General features: G+C 67.7%; 17 protein-coding genes. 10 read left to right on the top strand and 7 right to left on the bottom strand.

Going from position 1 to position 17,685, the window contains the following annotated elements:
* Position 1: 1 nt before the first annotated feature.
* Both HZY97_RS11135 and HZY97_RS11130 read right to left on the bottom strand, forming a co-directional pair.
* A complete protein-coding gene (locus tag HZY97_RS11135) occupies positions 2-244 on the bottom strand; it encodes a helix-turn-helix transcriptional regulator (RefSeq protein ID WP_180143555.1) in 243 nt (80 codons plus the stop codon).
* 119 nt (positions 245-363) lie between these two features.
* Complete coding sequence (locus HZY97_RS11130) at positions 364-1,251, bottom strand: prephenate dehydratase (protein ID WP_180143553.1); 888 nt, start codon at positions 1,249-1,251, stop codon at positions 364-366.
* A 102-nt stretch (positions 1,252-1,353) separates the two neighbouring features.
* Here HZY97_RS11130 and HZY97_RS11125 point away from each other — a divergent pair, with 102 nt between their 5' ends.
* The 4 genes from HZY97_RS11125 to HZY97_RS11110 all read left to right on the top strand — a co-directional run bounded on the left by HZY97_RS11125 (position 1,354) and on the right by HZY97_RS11110 (position 4,644).
* Positions 1,354-2,025, top strand: a complete 672-nt coding sequence (locus HZY97_RS11125) for a cytochrome c family protein (protein WP_180143551.1) — start codon at positions 1,354-1,356, stop codon at positions 2,023-2,025.
* A gap of 91 nt (positions 2,026-2,116) precedes the next feature.
* Positions 2,117-3,061, top strand: a complete 945-nt coding sequence (locus HZY97_RS11120) for an Lrp/AsnC family transcriptional regulator (RefSeq protein WP_180143549.1) — start codon at positions 2,117-2,119, stop codon at positions 3,059-3,061.
* A gap of 68 nt (positions 3,062-3,129) precedes the next feature.
* Entirely contained in the window at positions 3,130-4,242 is a 1,113-nt protein-coding gene (locus HZY97_RS11115) for an HD-GYP domain-containing protein (protein ID WP_180143548.1), read from the top strand.
* A gap of 12 nt (positions 4,243-4,254) precedes the next feature.
* Complete coding sequence (locus HZY97_RS11110; protein WP_180143546.1) at positions 4,255-4,644, top strand: DUF4440 domain-containing protein; 390 nt, start codon at positions 4,255-4,257, stop codon at positions 4,642-4,644.
* A gap of 16 nt (positions 4,645-4,660) precedes the next feature.
* Here the strand turns inward: HZY97_RS11110 and HZY97_RS11105 are convergent, their stop codons facing one another.
* On the bottom strand, positions 4,661-5,569 hold the full coding sequence (locus tag HZY97_RS11105; protein ID WP_180143544.1) for an LOG family protein: 909 nt from the start codon (positions 5,567-5,569) through the stop codon (positions 4,661-4,663).
* A gap of 36 nt (positions 5,570-5,605) precedes the next feature.
* Positions 5,606-6,289 (bottom strand): extensin family protein, encoded by a 684-nt coding sequence (locus tag HZY97_RS11100; protein WP_257215010.1) that lies wholly within the window; start codon positions 6,287-6,289, stop codon positions 5,606-5,608.
* Positions 6,290-6,440: 151 nt separating this feature from the next.
* On the opposite strand from HZY97_RS11100, the gene HZY97_RS11095 reads away from it, so the two are divergent.
* The 4 genes from HZY97_RS11095 (at position 6,441) to HZY97_RS11080 (ending at position 10,919) form a co-directional block, all read left to right on the top strand.
* Positions 6,441-7,601, top strand: a complete 1,161-nt coding sequence (locus HZY97_RS11095) for a phosphoserine transaminase (protein WP_180143540.1) — start codon at positions 6,441-6,443, stop codon at positions 7,599-7,601.
* A gap of 147 nt (positions 7,602-7,748) precedes the next feature.
* Entirely contained in the window at positions 7,749-9,326 is a 1,578-nt protein-coding gene (serA, locus tag HZY97_RS11090; RefSeq protein WP_180143538.1) for a phosphoglycerate dehydrogenase, read from the top strand.
* A gap of 73 nt (positions 9,327-9,399) precedes the next feature.
* On the top strand, positions 9,400-9,822 hold the full coding sequence (locus HZY97_RS11085; protein WP_257215009.1) for an endonuclease domain-containing protein: 423 nt from the start codon (positions 9,400-9,402) through the stop codon (positions 9,820-9,822).
* Positions 9,819-10,919: an ATP phosphoribosyltransferase regulatory subunit gene (locus HZY97_RS11080; protein WP_180143536.1), complete on the top strand. Its 1,101-nt coding sequence runs from the start codon at positions 9,819-9,821 to the stop codon at positions 10,917-10,919. The genes HZY97_RS11085 and HZY97_RS11080 overlap by 4 nt, the downstream gene beginning before the upstream one ends.
* Positions 10,920-11,154: 235 nt before the next feature.
* Here the strand turns inward: HZY97_RS11080 and HZY97_RS11075 are convergent, their stop codons facing one another.
* The 3 genes from HZY97_RS11075 to HZY97_RS11065 are packed head-to-tail and all read right to left on the bottom strand — an operon-like array spanning position 11,155 to position 16,118.
* Entirely contained in the window at positions 11,155-12,588 is a 1,434-nt protein-coding gene (locus HZY97_RS11075; protein WP_180143534.1) for a mannitol dehydrogenase family protein, read from the bottom strand.
* 32 nt (positions 12,589-12,620) lie between these two features.
* Positions 12,621-13,649: an aspartyl protease family protein gene (locus HZY97_RS11070; RefSeq protein WP_257215008.1), complete on the bottom strand. Its 1,029-nt coding sequence runs from the start codon at positions 13,647-13,649 to the stop codon at positions 12,621-12,623.
* A 51-nt stretch (positions 13,650-13,700) separates the two neighbouring features.
* Positions 13,701-16,118 (bottom strand): ligase-associated DNA damage response DEXH box helicase, encoded by a 2,418-nt coding sequence (locus HZY97_RS11065; protein WP_180144506.1) that lies wholly within the window; start codon positions 16,116-16,118, stop codon positions 13,701-13,703.
* A gap of 18 nt (positions 16,119-16,136) precedes the next feature.
* Between HZY97_RS11065 and HZY97_RS11060 the strand changes: the two genes are divergently transcribed.
* Both HZY97_RS11060 and HZY97_RS11055 read left to right on the top strand, forming a co-directional pair.
* Positions 16,137-17,135, top strand: coding sequence for a ligase-associated DNA damage response exonuclease (locus tag HZY97_RS11060; RefSeq protein ID WP_180144504.1), 999 nt, complete (start codon positions 16,137-16,139; stop codon positions 17,133-17,135).
* A 60-nt stretch (positions 17,136-17,195) separates the two neighbouring features.
* A complete protein-coding gene (locus HZY97_RS11055; RefSeq protein ID WP_180143533.1) occupies positions 17,196-17,639 on the top strand; it encodes a hypothetical protein in 444 nt (147 codons plus the stop codon).
* Positions 17,640-17,685: the final 46 nt, after the last annotated feature.

The raw sequence follows: 17,685 nt of genomic DNA, 5'->3' as shown, positions 1-17,685 counted from the left end.
TTCACTCGGCCGCGCGGCGCAACGCGCTCGCGACCGATTCGAAGGGGCTGAAGGAAAAGAGCAGCTCGACCGAGACGCCGAACACCGCGGCGATCTTCATGCCCAGCTCCAGGCTGGGGCTGTAGTCGCCGCGCTCGAGATAGCCGATCGTCTGGGGGTTCACCGCCACCGCTTCGGCCAGTTCGCGCCGGCTCATGCCGCGTTCGGCACGAAACAGGGCAATACGGTTGTGGATTTGCGGCATTAAAACGACTCAGATGACGATATGTTGTCTATACACAATAGATCGTCGCATGAGTCAAGCGCATGGTTTCGCGCGCCGAAACCGCGTTCCGGCGTCAACTTCGCTCCTGTCGGTGTTCGCTACGCGCGTTCGCGCGCCTGGGGGTAGGTGCCGAGCACGCGCATCCACTTGGTGTGGAATTTCAGTTCCTCGAGCGCCCGGGCAACCGGTGCCTCGCTGGGGCTGCCGACGATGTCGGCATAGAATTCGGTCGCCGCAAAGCTGCCCCCGCGCTGGTAGCTCTCCAGCTTGGTCATGTTGACCCCGTTGGTCGCAAAGCCGCCCAGCGCCTTGTAGAGCGCGGCGGGTACGTTCTTCACTTCGAAGATCAGCGTGGTCATCGCCGGGCCTTCGTCTGCCACCTGCGCCTCGCGCGCCAGGATCACGAAGCGAGTCATGTTATGCTCGGCATCGGCGATGTCCTCGCCCAGCATCTTGAGGCCATAGAGCGCGGCCGCACCCGGCGGCGCCAGCGCGGCGACGGCAGCGTCACCCTGCTCGGCGACCACTGCGGCGGCACCCGCCGTGTCGGGATAGGCGAGCGGCGAGATGCCCTGCGCCTTCAGCCAGTGGCGGCACTGGCCCAGCGCCTGCGGATGGCTCATCGCCTGGCGCACGCCCTCGATCGGGCCCAGGCCCATCAGCCCGTAGCGGATCGGCAGGAAATGCTCGCCGATGATCGACAGCCCCGATTCGGGCAGCAGGAAATGGATGTCGGCGACGCGGCCGTGCAGCGAATTCTCGATCGGGATCATCGCGCAGCCGGCGCGGCCTTCCTTCACCGCGTCGATCGCGTCCTCGAACGAAAAACAGGGGAGCGGCAGGCCGTCGGGAAAGGCTTCGAGCACCGCGATATGCGAGTTGGCGCCGGGCGCGCCCTGAAAGGCGACCGCGCGAACGGGGGTGTTGGCGGCGGCTTCTGTCATCTCGGCAACGAGCTTGCGCGCCGGGCTTGCGAAATTTTCCATGGCGCGCGGGGGCTAGCCGCCAGGACTTCAGGCCGCAAGCCCCGCTTGCTTTCGTTGCGTTGCCCGCTTTAAAGGAACGCAACTATTCCGCAGGGGCACTTCATGGACAATCGGTTCAATACGATCGCGGGCTGGGCACTTGCGGGCGGCATTGCCGCGCTCGGGCTCTCGATCGTGAGCAGCACGTATTTTCGCGCAGAGCGCCCCGAGCACATGGGTTATGTGATTGAGGGTGTGGAAGAATCGGGCGATGGCGCGGCCGAGGTCGTGGCCCCGATCGCCACCCGCCTCGCCAGCGCGGACGTCGCCAAGGGCGAATCCTCGTTCAAGAAGTGCGCCTCGTGCCACTCGGTCGCCTCGGGCGGCCCCAACGGCGTCGGCCCCAATCTCTACGCCACCCTCGGTGAGCCGATCGGCCAGGGCAAGGGCGGCTTCGCCTTCTCCGACGCGCTGAAGGGCGTCGGCGGCAATTGGGACTTCGACAAGATGGACGCGTGGCTGACCAACCCGCGCAAGTTCGCCTCGGGCACCAAGATGACCTTCGCCGGCCTGCCCGATGCGCAGGAGCGCGCGAACGTGATCGCCTATCTCAACAGCCAGGGCTCGAACCTGCCGCTGCCGGCCGCACCGGCCGCGGCTGCCGCGCCTGCCGAGGGCAATGCGACCGACGACAAGGCTGCCGGCGGCAACCTCTCGAACCAGGCGACGCCGGCCGCGGGCACGCCCTCGACCGACCCCGCCGCCAAGGCGCAGGCGGAGAAGAAGGGCGTCTAAGGACGGTCCCGCCGTGAAGGAATGCAAAGCGCCGCGGGTGATTCCGCGGCGCTTTTGCATCCTCCGGTTCGCAAGGATGCGCTGAACCGCCATGCCCACCTCGCAATCCCGCAAGCTGTCGACGCGGCTCGTCGCGCGCCAGGTGTCGGAACTGCTGCTGGGCCGTAGCCGGCGCGGGCTGGCGCTGGTGCCGCAGGAGCGGCTCGCCGGCTTCGTCTTCGAAGTCGTGCTGGGCGGCAGCATTGCCCATCATCCCTATCGCGATCCCGTCTCCGGGCGCTGGATCGGCGTCGAGGATGCCGAGACGCTCGGGCGGCCGGTCAACGCCACCGCCATCGCCCATTCGATGCGCCTGCCGCACACTACGGTGCGCCGGCGTGCGGCAGAGCTGGTCGAGGCCGGGCTGCTGGTGCGCGGCCCCGCGGGCTTTAGCGTGGCGCCCAGCTTCTTCGAGACCGGCGTCCTCGCGCGCCTTGCGGCTGACGATGCGAAGGATGTCCTGCGCACGCTCGGGATGCTCGCCGATGCCGGCTATGCGCCCGCCACCCGCGCGATCGACGCCGGCACGGCATCGCTGCCGCCCGGGGTGATCGAGCGGCTGATCCTCGCCTTCAGCCTGCGCGCGCTCGAGACGCTCACCGAGCTTTATGGCGACGTCACCGCCGGCACGATCATGGCGGCGATCACCGCTGCCAATATCCGCCGCGTCACGCACGATCCGCAGCTCGCCAAACTCTATTCGAGCGAGGACATGCCGCCACCCGATGCGCTGCGCGTGCCGATCTCGCTGCGCGCGCTTTCCCGCGCGATCGACCTGCCGTTCGAGACGATCCGCCGCCGCGTCCATGCGCTGATCGAACAGGGCATGATCGTGCGGAAAGGCAATGGCGTGATGGTGCCGGTCGCGGTGCTGCTCAGCGACCGGCATATCGACAATAATCGCCGCATTGCGCTGCATTTCGAGCAGATGCTGCAGGCCTTCGCCAATTTGAGCAGCGCCAGGCCTGTGATCGACCCAATTTGGCAGCTTGGGTGATTGATCTTATGTTACAAAATTGCGTAAGAAGTCCCTGAAAAGTAAGGCTGTAACCGACGGGGGGCTACATGGAGCCTTCGCAACCAACGGGGCGAAGCGCTGATCAGGACGGACTGAACGCTGGCGAATGGCGCGACTTTGGCGCCGCCGAGCCGCAGGCCGAAGCTTCGCGCCCCAGCGCGGCTCCCGCACGCCGGCTCTCCGCCACCAAGCTCTACACCAATGCCAAGCCCGCAAGCCTCGCGGTCGAGCGCGACCGTGCCCGCGAGATCGTCGGCCTCGCCAAGGATACCGTTACCGAGACCTTCTCGGAGATCCGCTTCGGCCGGAAGCTCCAGGCGGCCAATCTCGCGCCGGTCGTTTCGGCGATCGCCGCCTCGGTGGCGCGCAGCCCCACGGCGCTGCCCAGCGTCACCCGCTTCAAGCTGCACGACGAATATACCTATCTCCATTCGGTGGCGGTCTGCGGGCTGATGCTCGCGCTCGGCAACGAGCTGCGGCTGCCGCCCGAACTTACCCAGGAGATCGGCCTGGCCGGCCTGCTCCACGATATCGGCAAGGCGCGCATCGATGCCGAGCTGCTCAACAAGCCCGGCCCGCTCGACCTCGACGAATATGCCAGGGTCCAGGCGCACACGCTGCGCGGCTATGAGCTGCTGCGCGATTCGGGGATCGAGTCCGAGATCGCGCTCGACGTCTGCCTGCATCATCACGAGCGGATCGACGGCAAGGGCTATCCGTCGGGCATCTCGCAGGAGACGCTGAGCATCCACGCCCGTATGGCCGCGGTGTGCGACGTGTTCGACGCAGTCACCTCGAACCGGTCGTACAAGCGCAGCTGGTCGCCCGGCGCCGCGCTCGACTGGATGATGAGCACGACCGGCCATTTCGATCCGCGCGTGCTGCGTGCCTTTCGCGCGTTGCTCGGCGTGTTTCCGGTCGGCTCGCTGGTGCTGCTCGAAAGCCAGCGCCTCGCGGTCGTCGTCGACGAGCCCGCTGATGCGCCGACCACGCCCGATGTCGCGGTATTCCTCAGCGCCGATACGCGGCGCGAACTCGAGCCGATGCGCGTCAGCACGCGCACCGACGCGATCGTCGGGCTCGAAGTGGCGGCGAAATGGGGGCTGGTCGATTTCGAGCCGCGCCGTGAAGCGCTGCTGGACGCATTCGGCTCGGCCTAGCTAGTTGGGGACATGCTCCCCACTCCCGAACTCGCCATTCGCCTGCGCCGTGCCGCGTTCAACCGCGCGCTGGCCGACGCCGATCTCGCCGCCATCGGCCCGATCCTTGCATCCGATGTCGTGCTGGTTGCGGGCACCGATTCGGCGCTGATCACCGGCCGCAAGGCGCAGCTGCTTGCGTGGAAGCGCGAATTCGCCGCGGCCGATCGCAGCATCTACGCCCGCACGCCGGAGACGATCGTCGCCTACCCGGTCGAACCGATCGCGTTCGAGCATGGCGCCTGGCAGGGCGTGTCGGCCGCGAGCGGGGCGGTGCAGGCGTCGGGCAGCTACACCGCCAAATGGCGCCTGCTCGCCGGCGAATGGGTGATCGAGGCGGAGCTCTACCTCACCCTCGCCTGAGGCGCATTCGGGCCAATCACTCGGGCTTGTCGATCCCGGGACGCGGGCGTGCGATCACCGTATGGTCGCGGTCCTTCCAGAAGTCCTGGACGATCTGCCAGCCTTCTTCCGCGGTCTCGCAGAAGTGGAACAGGTCGAGGTCCTTGGGCGAGACCACGCCTTCCTCGACCAGCGCCTCGAAATTGACGACGCGGTTCCAGAAGTCGCGGCCATAGAAGATCACCGGGATCGGCTCGATCTTGCCGGTCTGGATCAGCGTGAGCAGCTCGAAGCTCTCGTCGAACGTGCCGAAGCCGCCCGGGAACACCGCCACGGCGCGCGCATGGAGCAGGAAGTGCATCTTCCTGAGCGCGAAATAGTGGAACTGCATCGACAGGCCGGGGGTCACATAGGGGTTCGGCGCCTGCTCGTGCGGGAGCAGGATGTTGAGGCCGATCGTGTCGGCGCCCACGTCGCGCGCGCCGCGGTTCGCCGCTTCCATGATCGACGGGCCGCCGCCCGAGGTCACCACGAAGTGCCGGTTCCCCGCCTCGTCGAGCGGGAAGTTCGAGGCGAGCTGCGCGAGCTCGCGGGCGACGTCGTAATATTTCGATTTCTCGACCAGCCGCTCGGCGATGATCTTTTGCTGCGGCGTCTCGGCCAGTTCGAGCAGCGCGCCGGCCTTTTCGGGCTCGGGGATGCGCGCCGAGCCATAGATGACGAAGGTCGACTTGATATGCGCTTCGTCGAGCAGCAGCTGCGGCTTGAGCAACTCCAGCTGGAAGCGGATCGGCCTGAGGTCGTCGCGCAGCAGGAAGTCCATGTCCTGGAAGGCGAGCCGGTAGGCGGGGTGTTCGGTCTGCGGCGTGCCGCTGTGCGTGTTGGCGTTTTCGACTTCCTGCTGGGCAGGGCGGAAAACGCGGCTCGGAACTTTCGTATCGCTCATTTAGACCGGCTTAGGCCGATCTTCGGCGCCCTGCAATCAGCGGCAAAACGGGCCACGCCCCATGTCGAGGTGGAGGTGGTTATAGTGCGCCGCGTTATAGTCCGGGCTCAGCACCGTGGCGAAGCGCTTGCAGGCCGATCCGTGGATCGTGTCGAGGAACGCGCGGACTTGCTGGTCGCCCGTCCGCCAGTCGCGCTCGATCGTCACGCGCCGCCCGTCGGCCAGGATGAAGCCCGACACATCGACCGCGTTTGCGAGGCCGTGCTCCGACATCCGGTTGGTCGTTTGCGGCCCGCCGCCGATGATCCCGCGGCACGAATAGGTGCCATAGGTCTCGACCTTGACCAGATCGCTGCCGAGGATCTGCCGCGCTGCCGGGGCGACGGCGAAGCGCACCCAGGCGATGAAATTGCGCGCCAGCCCGCACTTCATCGACTTGAGTCCGGTCACCGGCACCCCGATGTCGATCAGCTGCACCGCGCCGGTGACGACGCAGCCCCCGCCGAAATCGCGGTCGGGCAACGGCGAATAGCGCACCTGCTCGCGCGACAAATCCGAGAAGCATTGCTGCACCTCGCGCGGCGTCGGGCCGTTCAAGGTGATCGGCCCCGAGGCGCGCGGGCGAATCGGCGCCGGGGCAGGGCGATCGTCGCCGCCGAACATGCAGCCGGCGAGGAAGAGGAGGGGCAGGAACAGGCCAAAAACGCGCATGGCGGCCATCATAGCATCCTCTCGGTGCCACATGGTTAACGTCATAAAACTGCGCGCAGCCGCGATTCTGCGCAATTGACTTTCACGCGCTCGCCGCTAGGGCCGTCGACGGGCCACGCGGTCCCAACGCCGCGCGCGCTCTCTGTAAGGAGAGACTACATTGACTGATTCGACCGTTACCGACGCCATTCTTGCGCCCGTCGCAAAGCCCGCCACCAAGCCGGCGCGTCCCTATTTCTCCTCTGGTCCCTGCGCCAAGCCTCCGGGCTGGTCGCCCGAGAAGCTCGCCACCGAGTCGCTCGGCCGCTCGCACCGCTCGAAGATCGGCAAGACCCGCCTTCAATATTGCATCGACCTGATGCGCGAGGCGCTGCGCCTCCCCGACACCCACCGCATCGGCATCGTGCCGGGCTCGGACACCGGCGCCTTCGAAATGGCGATGTGGACGATGCTCGGTGCCCGCGGCGTCACCACGCTCGCCTGGGAAAGCTTCGGCGAGGGCTGGGTCACCGACGCGGTCAAGCAGCTCCGCCTCGAGCCCAACGTCGTCCGCGCCGATTACGGCCAGCTCCCAGATCTCGACGTGCTCGACTGGTCGACCGACGTGCTGTTCACCTGGAACGGCACCACGAGCGGCGTTCGGGTTCCGGACGGCGAATGGATCCCCGCCGACCGCGAGGGCCTGACCTTCGCCGACGCCACCAGCGCGGTGTTCGCCTACGACCTGCCCTGGGACAAGATCGACGTCGCCACCTTCTCCTGGCAGAAGGTGCTGGGCGGCGAGGGCGCGCACGGCGTGCTGATCCTCGGCCCGCGCGCGGTCGAGCGCCTCACCGAATATACCCCCGCATGGCCGCTGCCCAAGGTGTTCCGCCTCGTCTCCAAGGGCGCGCTGACCGAAGGCGTGTTCAAGGGCGAGACGATCAACACCCCTTCGATGCTCGCTGTCGAGGACGCGATCTTCGCGCTCGAATGGGCCAAGGGCCTGGGCGGGCTCGACGGGCTGATCGCCCGCTCGAACGCCAATGCCGCCGCGCTCGACAAGATCGTCGCCGCGCGGCCGTGGCTCGGCCACCTCGCCGAGCTGCACGGCATCCGCTCGAAGACCAGCGTGTGCCTCACCGTCGAGGGTGCCGACGAAGCCTTCATCAAGAAGTTCGCCGGCCTGCTCGAGAAGGAAGGCGCGGCCTATGACGTCGCCGGCTATCGCGACGCCCCGCCGGGCCTGCGCATCTGGTGCGGCGCCACCGTCGACACCGCCGATATCGAGGCGCTCGCCCCCTGGCTCGACTGGGCCTACGCCGAAGCCAAAGCCGGCTGATCTCTAAAAGCCCTCTCCCCACCGGGGAGAGGGTTGGGAGAGGGGCAGGACGCGTGCGTCACCTCGCTCCATCACCGTTTCAAGACACATTTCCCCTCTCCCCAGCCCTCTCCCGGAGGGGAGAGGGAGCGAAGCAGGAGCAAATCCATGCCCAAGGTACTGATTTCCGACAAAATGGACCCCAAGGCCGCCGAGATCTTCCGCGCACGCGGCGTCGAGGTCGACGAGATCACCGGCAAGACCCCCGAGGAACTCAAGGCGATCATCGGCCAGTATGACGGCCTCGCCATCCGCAGCTCGACCAAGGCGACCAAGGAAATCCTCGACGCCGCGACCAACCTCAAGGTCATCGGCCGCGCCGGCATCGGCGTCGACAATGTCGACATCCCCGCCGCCTCGGCCGCCGGCATCGTCGTGATGAACACGCCGTTCGGCAACTCGATCACCACCGCCGAGCACGCCATCGCGCTGATGTTCGCGCTCGCCCGCCAGCTGCCCGAGGCCGATGCCTCGACCCAGGCCGGCAAGTGGGAGAAGAACCGCTTCATGGGCGTCGAGCTCACCGGCAAGACGCTCGGCCTGATCGGCGCCGGCAATATCGGCTCGATCGTCGCCGATCGCGCGCTCGGCCTGCGCATGAAGGTCGTCGCCTTCGATCCGTTCCTCACGCCCGAGCGCGCGATCGAGATGGGCGTCGAGAAGGTCAATCTCGACGACCTGCTGCTGCGCGCCGATTTCATCACGCTGCACACGCCGCTGACCGACCAGACCCGCAACATCCTCTCGGCCGAGAACCTCGCCAAGACCAAGCGCGGCGTGCGCATCATCAACTGCGCGCGTGGTGGCCTGATCGACGAGGCAGCGCTTCGCGAAGGCCTCGAATCGGGCCATATCGCCGGTGCCGCGCTCGACGTGTTCGCGGTGGAGCCCGCCAAGGAGCACCCGCTGTTCGGCACGCCGAACTTCGTCTCGACTCCGCATCTCGGCGCCTCGACCACCGAAGCCCAGGTCAATGTCGCGATCCAGGTCGCCGAGCAGATGGCCGATTTCCTCGTCTCGGGCGGCGTCACCAACGCGCTCAACATGCCGAGCCTGTCGGCTGAGGAAGCTCCGCGCCTCAAGCCGTACATGGCGCTCGCCGAGAAGCTCGGCAGCCTTGTCGGCCAGCTCGCCCACGGCGCGCTGACCAACATCGCGATCGAGAGCGAAGGCGCCGCCGCCGAATTGAACCAGAAGCCGATCACCGGCGCGGTGCTCGCCGGCCTGATGCGCGTCCATTCGGACACGGTGAACATGGTCAATGCGCCGTTCCTCGCCAAGGAGCGCGGGCTCGACGTGCGCGAAGTCCGCCACGACCGCGAAGGCGATTACCACACGCTCGTCCGCGTCACTGTCGGCACCGAACAGGGCGCCCGCTCGGTCGCCGGCACGCTGTTCGGCAACCAGGCGCCGCGCCTGGTCGAGCTGTTCGGCATCAAGGTCGAGGCCGATCTTGCCGGTCCGATGCTCTACATCGTCAACGAGGACGCGCCGGGCTTTATCGGCCGTCTTGGTACCACGCTGGGTGAGGCGGGCGTCAACATCGGCACCTTCCACCTCGGCCGCCGCGAAGCCGGTGGCGAAGCGGTGCTGCTGCTCTCGCTCGACGACAAGGTCAGCGAAGACCTGCTCGCCAAGCTCCGCGCACTCCCGGGCGTGAAGACGGCAATGGCGCTGACGTTCTGACTCTTATAGCCCTCTCCCCATCGGGGCGCATCGGGTGAACAGCGCCCCGCGCTGTTCAGGCCATGCCGGGGGCATGGCCGACCCGATGCGGGTTGGGAGAGGGGCAGTGCCGCAGACCGACAAGGAGTTGCTCGCGCGAGCGAAAGCAATGCGTGCCAATCCCACATCTACCGAAGCTGCCATGTGGCGCATCCTTCGTGCCAAGCAGTTCGAAGGCGTGAAATTCGCTCGTCAGGTGGTAATTGCGCCGTATATCGCCGACTTCGCCGCCCGGTCTCGCGGACTGATCGTGGAGATCGACGGCGATACGCATGCGTCGCGCGACGCCAAGGATGCGCGGCGTACGGCGTGGCTGGAAGGGCAGGGATATCAGGTGATCCGGTTCACGAACTACGAAGTGGGGAGCAATCTGGACGGGGTGGCGCATGCCATTGGCGCGGCGCTTGCCGCACTGCCCCTCTCCCAACCCTCTCCCCAAAGGGGAGAGGGCTTTTGAGCGGACTGTTACCCGAAGGCTTCCACGATCGCCTCCCTCCCGCGGCCGATGCCGCGACGCGCCTCGAGTCTCGCGTGCTCGGCGTCGCGCGCGCTTATGGCTATGAGCAGGTCGATCCGCCGCTTGCCGAGTTCGCCGACGAACTGAGCGCGCGACTGAAGGCCGCCGGCGGGCTGCGCGATGCGGTGCGCTTCGTCGATCCGGTGTCGCAGCGCACGCTGGCGATCCGCCCCGACCTCACCGCGCAGGTCGGCCGCATCGCCGCCACCCGCATGGGCCACCATCCACGACCGGTGCGGCTCTCTTATGCCGGCCCGGTGATGAAGCTCTCGGCTTCCGAGCTCGATCCGCTGCGCGCCACCCGCCAGATCGGTGCCGAGCTGATCGGCCTCGACACGGTCGCCGCCGCCACCGAAGTCGTGCGCGTCGCGATCGAGGCGCTGCAGGCCGGCGGCGTCGAGGGCATCGCGCTCGATTTCACCTTGCCCGACCTGGTCGATTGCCTGGCGGGCGACAGCCTGACGGCGGCCCAGTTCGAAACGCTGCGCGACCGTCTTGACGCCAAGGATGCCGCCGGCGTCGCCGCGATCGACCCGCGCTATCTGCCGCTGATCGAGGCTGCCGGGCCATTCGATACCGCGATCGAGCGCCTGCGCGCGATCGATGCCGGCAAGGCGCTCGCCACCCGGCTCGACGGCCTTGCCGCGATCGCCGCGAGCATCGAGGGCCAGGCCGCGCTCACGCTCGATCCCACCGAGCGTCACGGCTTCGAATATCAGAGCTGGCTCGGCTTCTCGCTGTTCGCAAAGGGCATTCGCGGCGAGATCGGCCGGGGCGGTACGTACACGATCCTCCACGGCAATGGTCGCGAGGAGACCGCGGTCGGCTTCTCGCTCTATGCCGATCCGATCCTCGACGCGGGCATTGGCGCGGGCGAGCGGCAGCGGCTGTTCCTGCCGCTCGGCACGCCCGCCGGCATGGCCGCGAAGCTGCGCGAAGAGGGCTGGGTCACCGTCGCGGCACTCGAAGCCGACGACACGCCCGAAGCCCAGCTCTGCACGCATGTGCTGCGCGACGGAGCCCCACAGGCGCTCTGATCCACGAGCAGTAGCAATGTAGGATTTCGCATGGTTGCCTGAAGCCGCCGGGCCAATAGCCGGCCGCTCTTTGACCTGTAGGAAAGATAGGACCGCTTGCGCGTAACGATGTTGCGCGGCCACCCGAACTTCACGCGCGATCGGTCCCCGCAGTGCGCGAGGTTGGTGAAATTTGGCGGGCATTCTGGCGCGGATTGCATAGCCTCGCCGAGTCGCCCGCTGCGCCGCTGTAGGATCAGCCCGCAAGCAGCTCCGCGCCGCGCCCCGCGAGGAACGCCGGCACCGCTGCCGTCACTGCATCGCGGAACCGCGCATCGGCCGCCAGCTGCTCGGGGAAGACCTGGCGCAGCGCCAGCACCGCTGCGGCCGGATCGGCAGCCGAAGCGGCACCCGCCAGCACTTCGGCCAGCGGATCGGTGATCGTCTCGCCCGCCTTTGCCTTGCGGTTGAGGAACGCGATCCATGCCGCCACCGGCACGGCGAGCCGCGTTACGTCATGCCCTGCCGCCAGCCGGTCGCGGACCGTGTCGAGCAGGCGATAGGGCAGCTTCTGCGAGCCGTCCCAGGCGATCTGGCTCAGCAGGTGGCGGATCGCCGGGTTGCCGAACCGGTCGAACACCGCATCGGCATAGCCCTGCACGTCGAGGCCTTCGACGGGCTTGAGCGAGCCCGCGATATCCTCGTGCATCAGCCGGCTGGCAAAGTCACCCAGCGCCGGGTCGCTCACGGCCTCGAACACCGTCTCATGGCCGAGCGCGAGACCGATATAGGCCAGGCTGGAATGTGCGCCGTTGAGGATGCGCAGCTTGGCCTGCTCATAGCCCTGCACGTCGTTGGTCAGTGTCACGCCGGCCGCGGCCAGGTCGGGCCCGTCGGCCAGCTCGAAGCGCTGGAGCACCCACTGGGTGAAGCGCTCGCGCTGGACCGCTGCCTGATCCGCGACGCCCAGCTCGGCGGCGATCTTGGCGAGGAAGGCCGCATCGCTCGCCGGGGTGATCGAATCGACCATCGAGTCGGGGAAGGCGACTTCGCCCGCGATCCAGTCGGCCAGCCCGGCGTCCCATTCGCGGGCCAGGGCCACGCAGGCCGCGCGGAGCTTGCCGCCATTGCCGGTCATGTTGTCGCAGCACAGCATCGCAAAGGGCGCTGCGCCCGCCGCGCGGCGATCGGCGAGGCCCGAGACGATCCAGCCGATCACGCTCGCCGGCTCCTCGGGGCGGGCGCGGTCATGGACGATATCGGGGTGGTTGAAGTCGAGGCTGCCATCGGCGCCCAGGCAATAGCCCTTCTCGGTCACCGTGCTGGTCGCGAGCTTGACCGCGGGATCGGCGAGCAAGGTGCGCAGCCGCGCGCCTTCGCCCGGGCCGATCGCATCGGAATGCGCGGCGATGATCCGGGTGCCCGGCTCGCGGTCGATCACCGCCAGCGTGTAGAGCCCGTCCTGCGCCTTCAGCGCGTCGACGGTGCCGGCGCTGCGCAGCGACACGGCGGCAATGCCCCAGCGCGGATCGCTATCGAGCACCCGGTCGAAATACGCCGCCTGATGCGCGCGGTGGAAGGCGCCGGGCCCGAAATGGACCACGCCCGTGCGGATCGCGGCAATATCATGCCCCGGCCGCGTGACGGCGGCGGGAAGCGAAGCGAGCGTTGCGCGCGAGAGGCTGGTCATGCGCGGCGGTCAACCCGCGCGCAGGGCCAAAGTCAATAGGTGCGGATCTGCCCGGGGGGCGTGACGCCGGGCAGCATCGAACCGGTGCCCGCCCATTTCGGCCGCGCCGCCTTGGGCATCAGGAAGCGCACCTGGCGGTTGGGGAAGTCGATCTCGACCCGGCGGAAGCTGCGCAGCGCGTCCATGCCGAGCAGCAGCGCCGGGCGCTTGACCAGGCCGAACCGCTCGAACGGCGTCACATCGGCAAAGGCGACCGGCATCGAGCCGAAGCGCACCTGCCCGACCAGGATGTTGGGCACCTGGGTATAATCGGCGGTGGTCTGGTCGCCGGTGACGCTGGTCAGCATGATCTTCTGCGATCGCGGCGCGTCGCGGCCTACCCGCTTGCGCAGTGCGCTGTTGCCCATCGTCACCTGGCTGCCGGTGTCGAGCACCACCTGGATGCGGGTATTGTCGTAATAGGCATCGGTGACGATCAGCTGGCCGAACACGCTCTTGGCGGTGACGACGATCTCGTCGCGGTCGCGCCTGCTGAAGCTGTTGCGCTTCACGCTGGGGCGCACCGCCATCGTGCCCTTCTCGAAGTCGATCGTCACCTGGTGGTTGCGCAGCGTGTCGATGCCGAGCAGGCCGAGCGCGCCGAGATCGCGGGCGCCGAGCGCCGGGGCGATGATCGTGTGCTCCTCGCCGATCGACTTGATGCTGAGCCCGGGCACCACCACCGTGTTGACCAGGTCGCGCCCGGTCATCGAAGTGATCATCACCGGCGAGGACGCGCCCAGCCGCAGCGATCCGGCCAGCTCGCGCGAGACGACGGTGCGCTCGGCGCCGGTATCGATGATGAAGTTATAGGGCCCGCTGGTGCCGACCGCGACGGGGACGGTCAGGCGCTGGTCGATCTCGCCAAGTGCCAGCAGCGTCGCCTCGACATCCTCGGGCGAGGGCATGGTCAGTGCCGGATCCTGCCCGGGCGGCGGCGTGGGCGCGCTCGGATTCTGGAGGTCATGGGCTCCGGCGGTTGCGGCCAGCGGGAGCAGGAGAAGCGCTGCGAGCCTGTTCATGAATATGAAGCTACACCTTCCGATGCTGCGCAGCAATTGTCCGAATTGTGTCTAATCGAGCCGCATCGCCTCCGCCGCAATGTCCTCGGCCTCCATCAGCAACGCGTCCTCGGTCATGCCTTGCGCGACATTCTCGCGGCCGATCATGATGAGGACGGGCACCGCCATCGGCGAGACGCGGGGCAGGTCGATGTGCAGCATCGTGTCGGCGGCGGTGTCGAGCAGATGGCCGAGGCGGCCGACATCGGTCATCCGGGCGCGGGCATCGGCCCAGGCAGCGCGGAGCAGGAGGTGGTCGGGCTCGTATTTGCGCAGCACATCGTAGATCAGGTCGGTCGAGAAAGTGACCTGGCGCCCGGTCTTCTTCTTGCCCGGGTGCTGTCGCTCGACCAGCCCGCCGATGATCGCCACTTCGCGGAAGGCGCGCTTGAGCAGCGCCGAGCCCTGCACCCACTCGACGAACTCATGCTCGAGGATGTCGGGCGAGAAGAGTGCGGCGGGATCCTCGATCTTCTCGAGGCCATAGACGGCGAGCGCATAGTCATTGGCGACGAAGCCGAGCGGCTTGAGCCCCAGCGCTTCCATCCGCCGTGTGATCAGCATGCCGAGCGACTGGTGCGCGTTCCAGCCTTCGAAGCTGTAGGCGACCATGTGATGCTTGCCTTCGTGCGGGAAGGTCTCGACGAGCAGCTGCCCCGGCGCCGGGATCGCCGAACGGCGTGCCTGGGCACCCAGCCATTCCTGCACGTCGGCGGGAAAGCGGGGCCATTGGCTGCGGTCGTACAGGAAGTGCCGCACCCGCTCGGCCAGCGTCGCGGTGATCGCCAGCCGCGCGCCCATGTACGAGACATAGCGCGCATGCTTGGTGGTGGCGCGGACGACCAGGTCGGTCAGCTCGACCCGCTCGACCTCCAGCGCCATGCCGGCGAAGACGAAGGCGTCGCCCGGCGAAAGCGTCGTGCCGAACGCTTCCTCGATCTTGCCCAGCCGGCGCCCGTTCTTGAAGCGCACCTCCATCATCGGTGCCTCGACGATGATGCCGGCATTGAGCCGATGCTGTGCAACAAAGGCCGGCGTGGTGACGCGCCACAGACCGTCCTTGCCCAGCGTCAGCCGCTTGAACTTGTCATAGGCGCGCAGCGCATAGCCGCCATCGGCGATGAAGCTCAGCACCCGGTCGAACACGTCGTCGGCGAGCGCCGAATAGGGCAATGCTGCGCGGATTTCCTGCAGCAATTCGTCGCGCTGGAACGGCGCGGCGCAGGCGCAGGCCATGACATGCTGGGCGAGCACGTCGAGGGCGCCGGGGCGGAACACGTCGGGGTCGAGCTCGCCTTGCTCGACGGCATCCAGTGCGGCGCGAGCCTCGAGATATTCGAAGCGGTTGCCGGGCACGAGCACCGCCTCGCTGGGTTCGTCGAGCCGGTGGTTGGCGCGGCCGATGCGCTGGAGCAGGCGCGACGAGCCTTTGGGCGCGCCCATCTGGATTACGCAATCGACATCGCCCCAGTCGACGCCGAGATCGAGGCTGGCGGTAGCGACGAGCGCACGCAGCTGGCCGTCGGCCATTGCCTGCTCGGCCTTCCGCCGCGCCTCGAGGCTGAGGCTGCCGTGGTGGACGCCGATCGGCAGCTTGAGCTCGTTGACCTTCCACAGCTGCTGGAAGACCAGCTCCGCAAGCCCGCGCGTGTTGCAGAAGACGATCGTCGTCTTGTGCATCTCGATCTCGGCCATCACCTGCGGGATGGCATAGACGCCCGAATGGCCGGCCCAGGGGACTTTGTCCTCGGGCAGCAGGATGGCGATGTTGGGCTCGGCACCTTTCTCGCCCTTCACCAAGGTCACCGTATCGATATCGCCATGCGGGGCGAGCCAAGCGCGGTAACCGTCCGGATCGGCCACCGTCGCCGACAGCGCGACGCGGCGCAGGTTGGGGGCGAGGCGCTGGAGCCGCGCCATCGCCAGCGCGAGCAGGTCGCCGCGCTTGCCGGTGGCGAAGGCGTGGACCTCGTCGATCACCACGGTCTTCAGCCCCTCGAACATCGTCAGGCTGTCTTCGTACGAGAGGAGCAGGCTGAGCGATTCGGGGGTAGTCAGCAGGATCTGCGGCGGGCGGGCACGCTGGCGGACCTTCTTCTCCCAGGGCGTGTCGCCGGTGCGCGTCTCGACGCGGATCGGGACGCCCATCTCGTCGATCGGGGTGAGCAAGTTGCGCTGCACATCGACCGCCAGTGCCTTGAGCGGCGAGATGTAGAGCGTGTGCAGGCGGTCTACGGGCTCCTCGATCAGCTCGGCCAGGGTGGGGAGGAATCCCGCCAGCGTCTTGCCCGCGCCCGTCGGCGCGACAAGCAGCGCATGTTCGCCCCGGCGCCCGGCCTCGAGCATCTCGAGCTGGTGGCGGCGCGGCGCCCAGCCGCGGCTCGCGAACCAGGTCGACAATATCGGGGGGAGCTGGGAACCGGCGGGCATCCCGCTCATATAGGCATGATGGCGAAGCTCGGCGACTGGATCGATCCTAGACCCACCGGCATCTATCTGCCCGCGGCCGATATCTGGATCGACCCGAGCCAGCCCGTCCGCCGTGCGCTGGTGACGCATGGCCATGCCGATCATGCCCGGGGCGGACATGAGGCAGTGTGGGCGACGCCGCAGACGCTGGCGATCATGGAGGCGCGTTACGGGCCGCAGAACGGCAATCCGGTAGACTATGGCGAGGCGATCACGATGCACGGCATCGACATCCGCTTCGTCCCTGCCGGCCATGTCCTAGGCTCCGCCCAGATCGTGCTCGAGCATCGCGGCGAGCGGATCGTTGTCTCAGGCGACTATAAGCGCCGCGAGGATCCGACCTGCGCGCCGTTCGAGCCGGTGCCATGCGACGTGTTCGTCACCGAGGCGACCTTTGGGCTACCGGTCTTCCGCCACCCGGAGACGCATGACGAGCTCGACAAGCTGCTCGCCGCGCTGCGCGCCAATCCCGATCGCTGCGTGCTGGTCGGCGCCTATGCGCTGGGCAAGGCGCAGCGGGTGATCGGCGAACTGCGCGTGATGGGGTTCGACGATCCCATCTACATCCACGGCGCGCTCCAGCGGCTCTGCGACCTCTATATCGAGCAGGGCGTCGACCTTGGCGAGCTGCGCCCGGCTACCGGCGTCGCCAAGGCCGAGTTGCAGGGGCGGATCATCCTCTGCCCGCCGGGCGCGCTCAACGATCGCTGGTCGCGGCGGCTGCCCGATCCGATCACCGCCATGGCCTCCGGCTGGATGCGCGTCCGCCAGCGCGCCCGGCAGCGCAATGTCGAGCTGCCGCTGATCCTTTCCGACCATGCCGACTGGGACGAGCTGACCCGCACGATCACCGAGCTCGAGCCGCGTGAAGTGTGGGTGACGCATGGCCGCGAGGACGCGCTGGTCCATTGGTGTCGCCTCCACCAGGTCAAGGCGCGCGCGCTCGATCTCGCCGGGTTCGAGGACGAGGACGACTGATTGCGCCAGGCCTCTGTTAGCGATACCATCGCCGGCAAAAGACAAGAGGGAGAGGCGATCATGAAGGCAGTGAAGCTGGCGGCGCTCGTCGCGGGACTGGTGGTCGGAGCAGGTGCCGCGCATGCGCAGACGGGGCCGGGCAATCCGGTGCTGGTCGGCTCGGTCGGCGCGCCGGAGCTCAAGGGGCCGGACGATTCCGCGGCGAACATCGACAAGGCAGTGCGCGAGGAGCGCGTCGAGGCGGCGGCCAAGGCCAAGACGGCGCGCGCCGTGCCGGCCAAGCCCGGCGACGTGACTGCGGGCAGCGAAGTGCGCGACTCGAAGGGTGTGGTGCTCGGCAAGGTCGAGTCGGTCGACATGTCGGCCGCCGTAGTCGTGGCCGAGGCAGGCAAGGTCGAAGTGCCGCTCGAGGCGTTCGGCAAGAACAACAAGGGGCTGCTGCTGGCGCTGACCAAGAAGGATTTCGACGCGATGGTCGCCGGAGCGAACAAGCCGGCGAACTAGCGTCCAACAGCACCCGGCGCGCCGACTCGGACTACATTGTAAGCAG

It is taken from the genome of Sphingomonas sp. R-74633, from assembly GCF_013416555.1.
Taxonomy (GTDB): Bacteria; Pseudomonadota; Alphaproteobacteria; order Sphingomonadales; family Sphingomonadaceae; genus Sphingomonas.
Note: the sequence above shows the minus strand (reverse complement) of the source record. Positions and strands in the feature narration are given on the sequence as shown.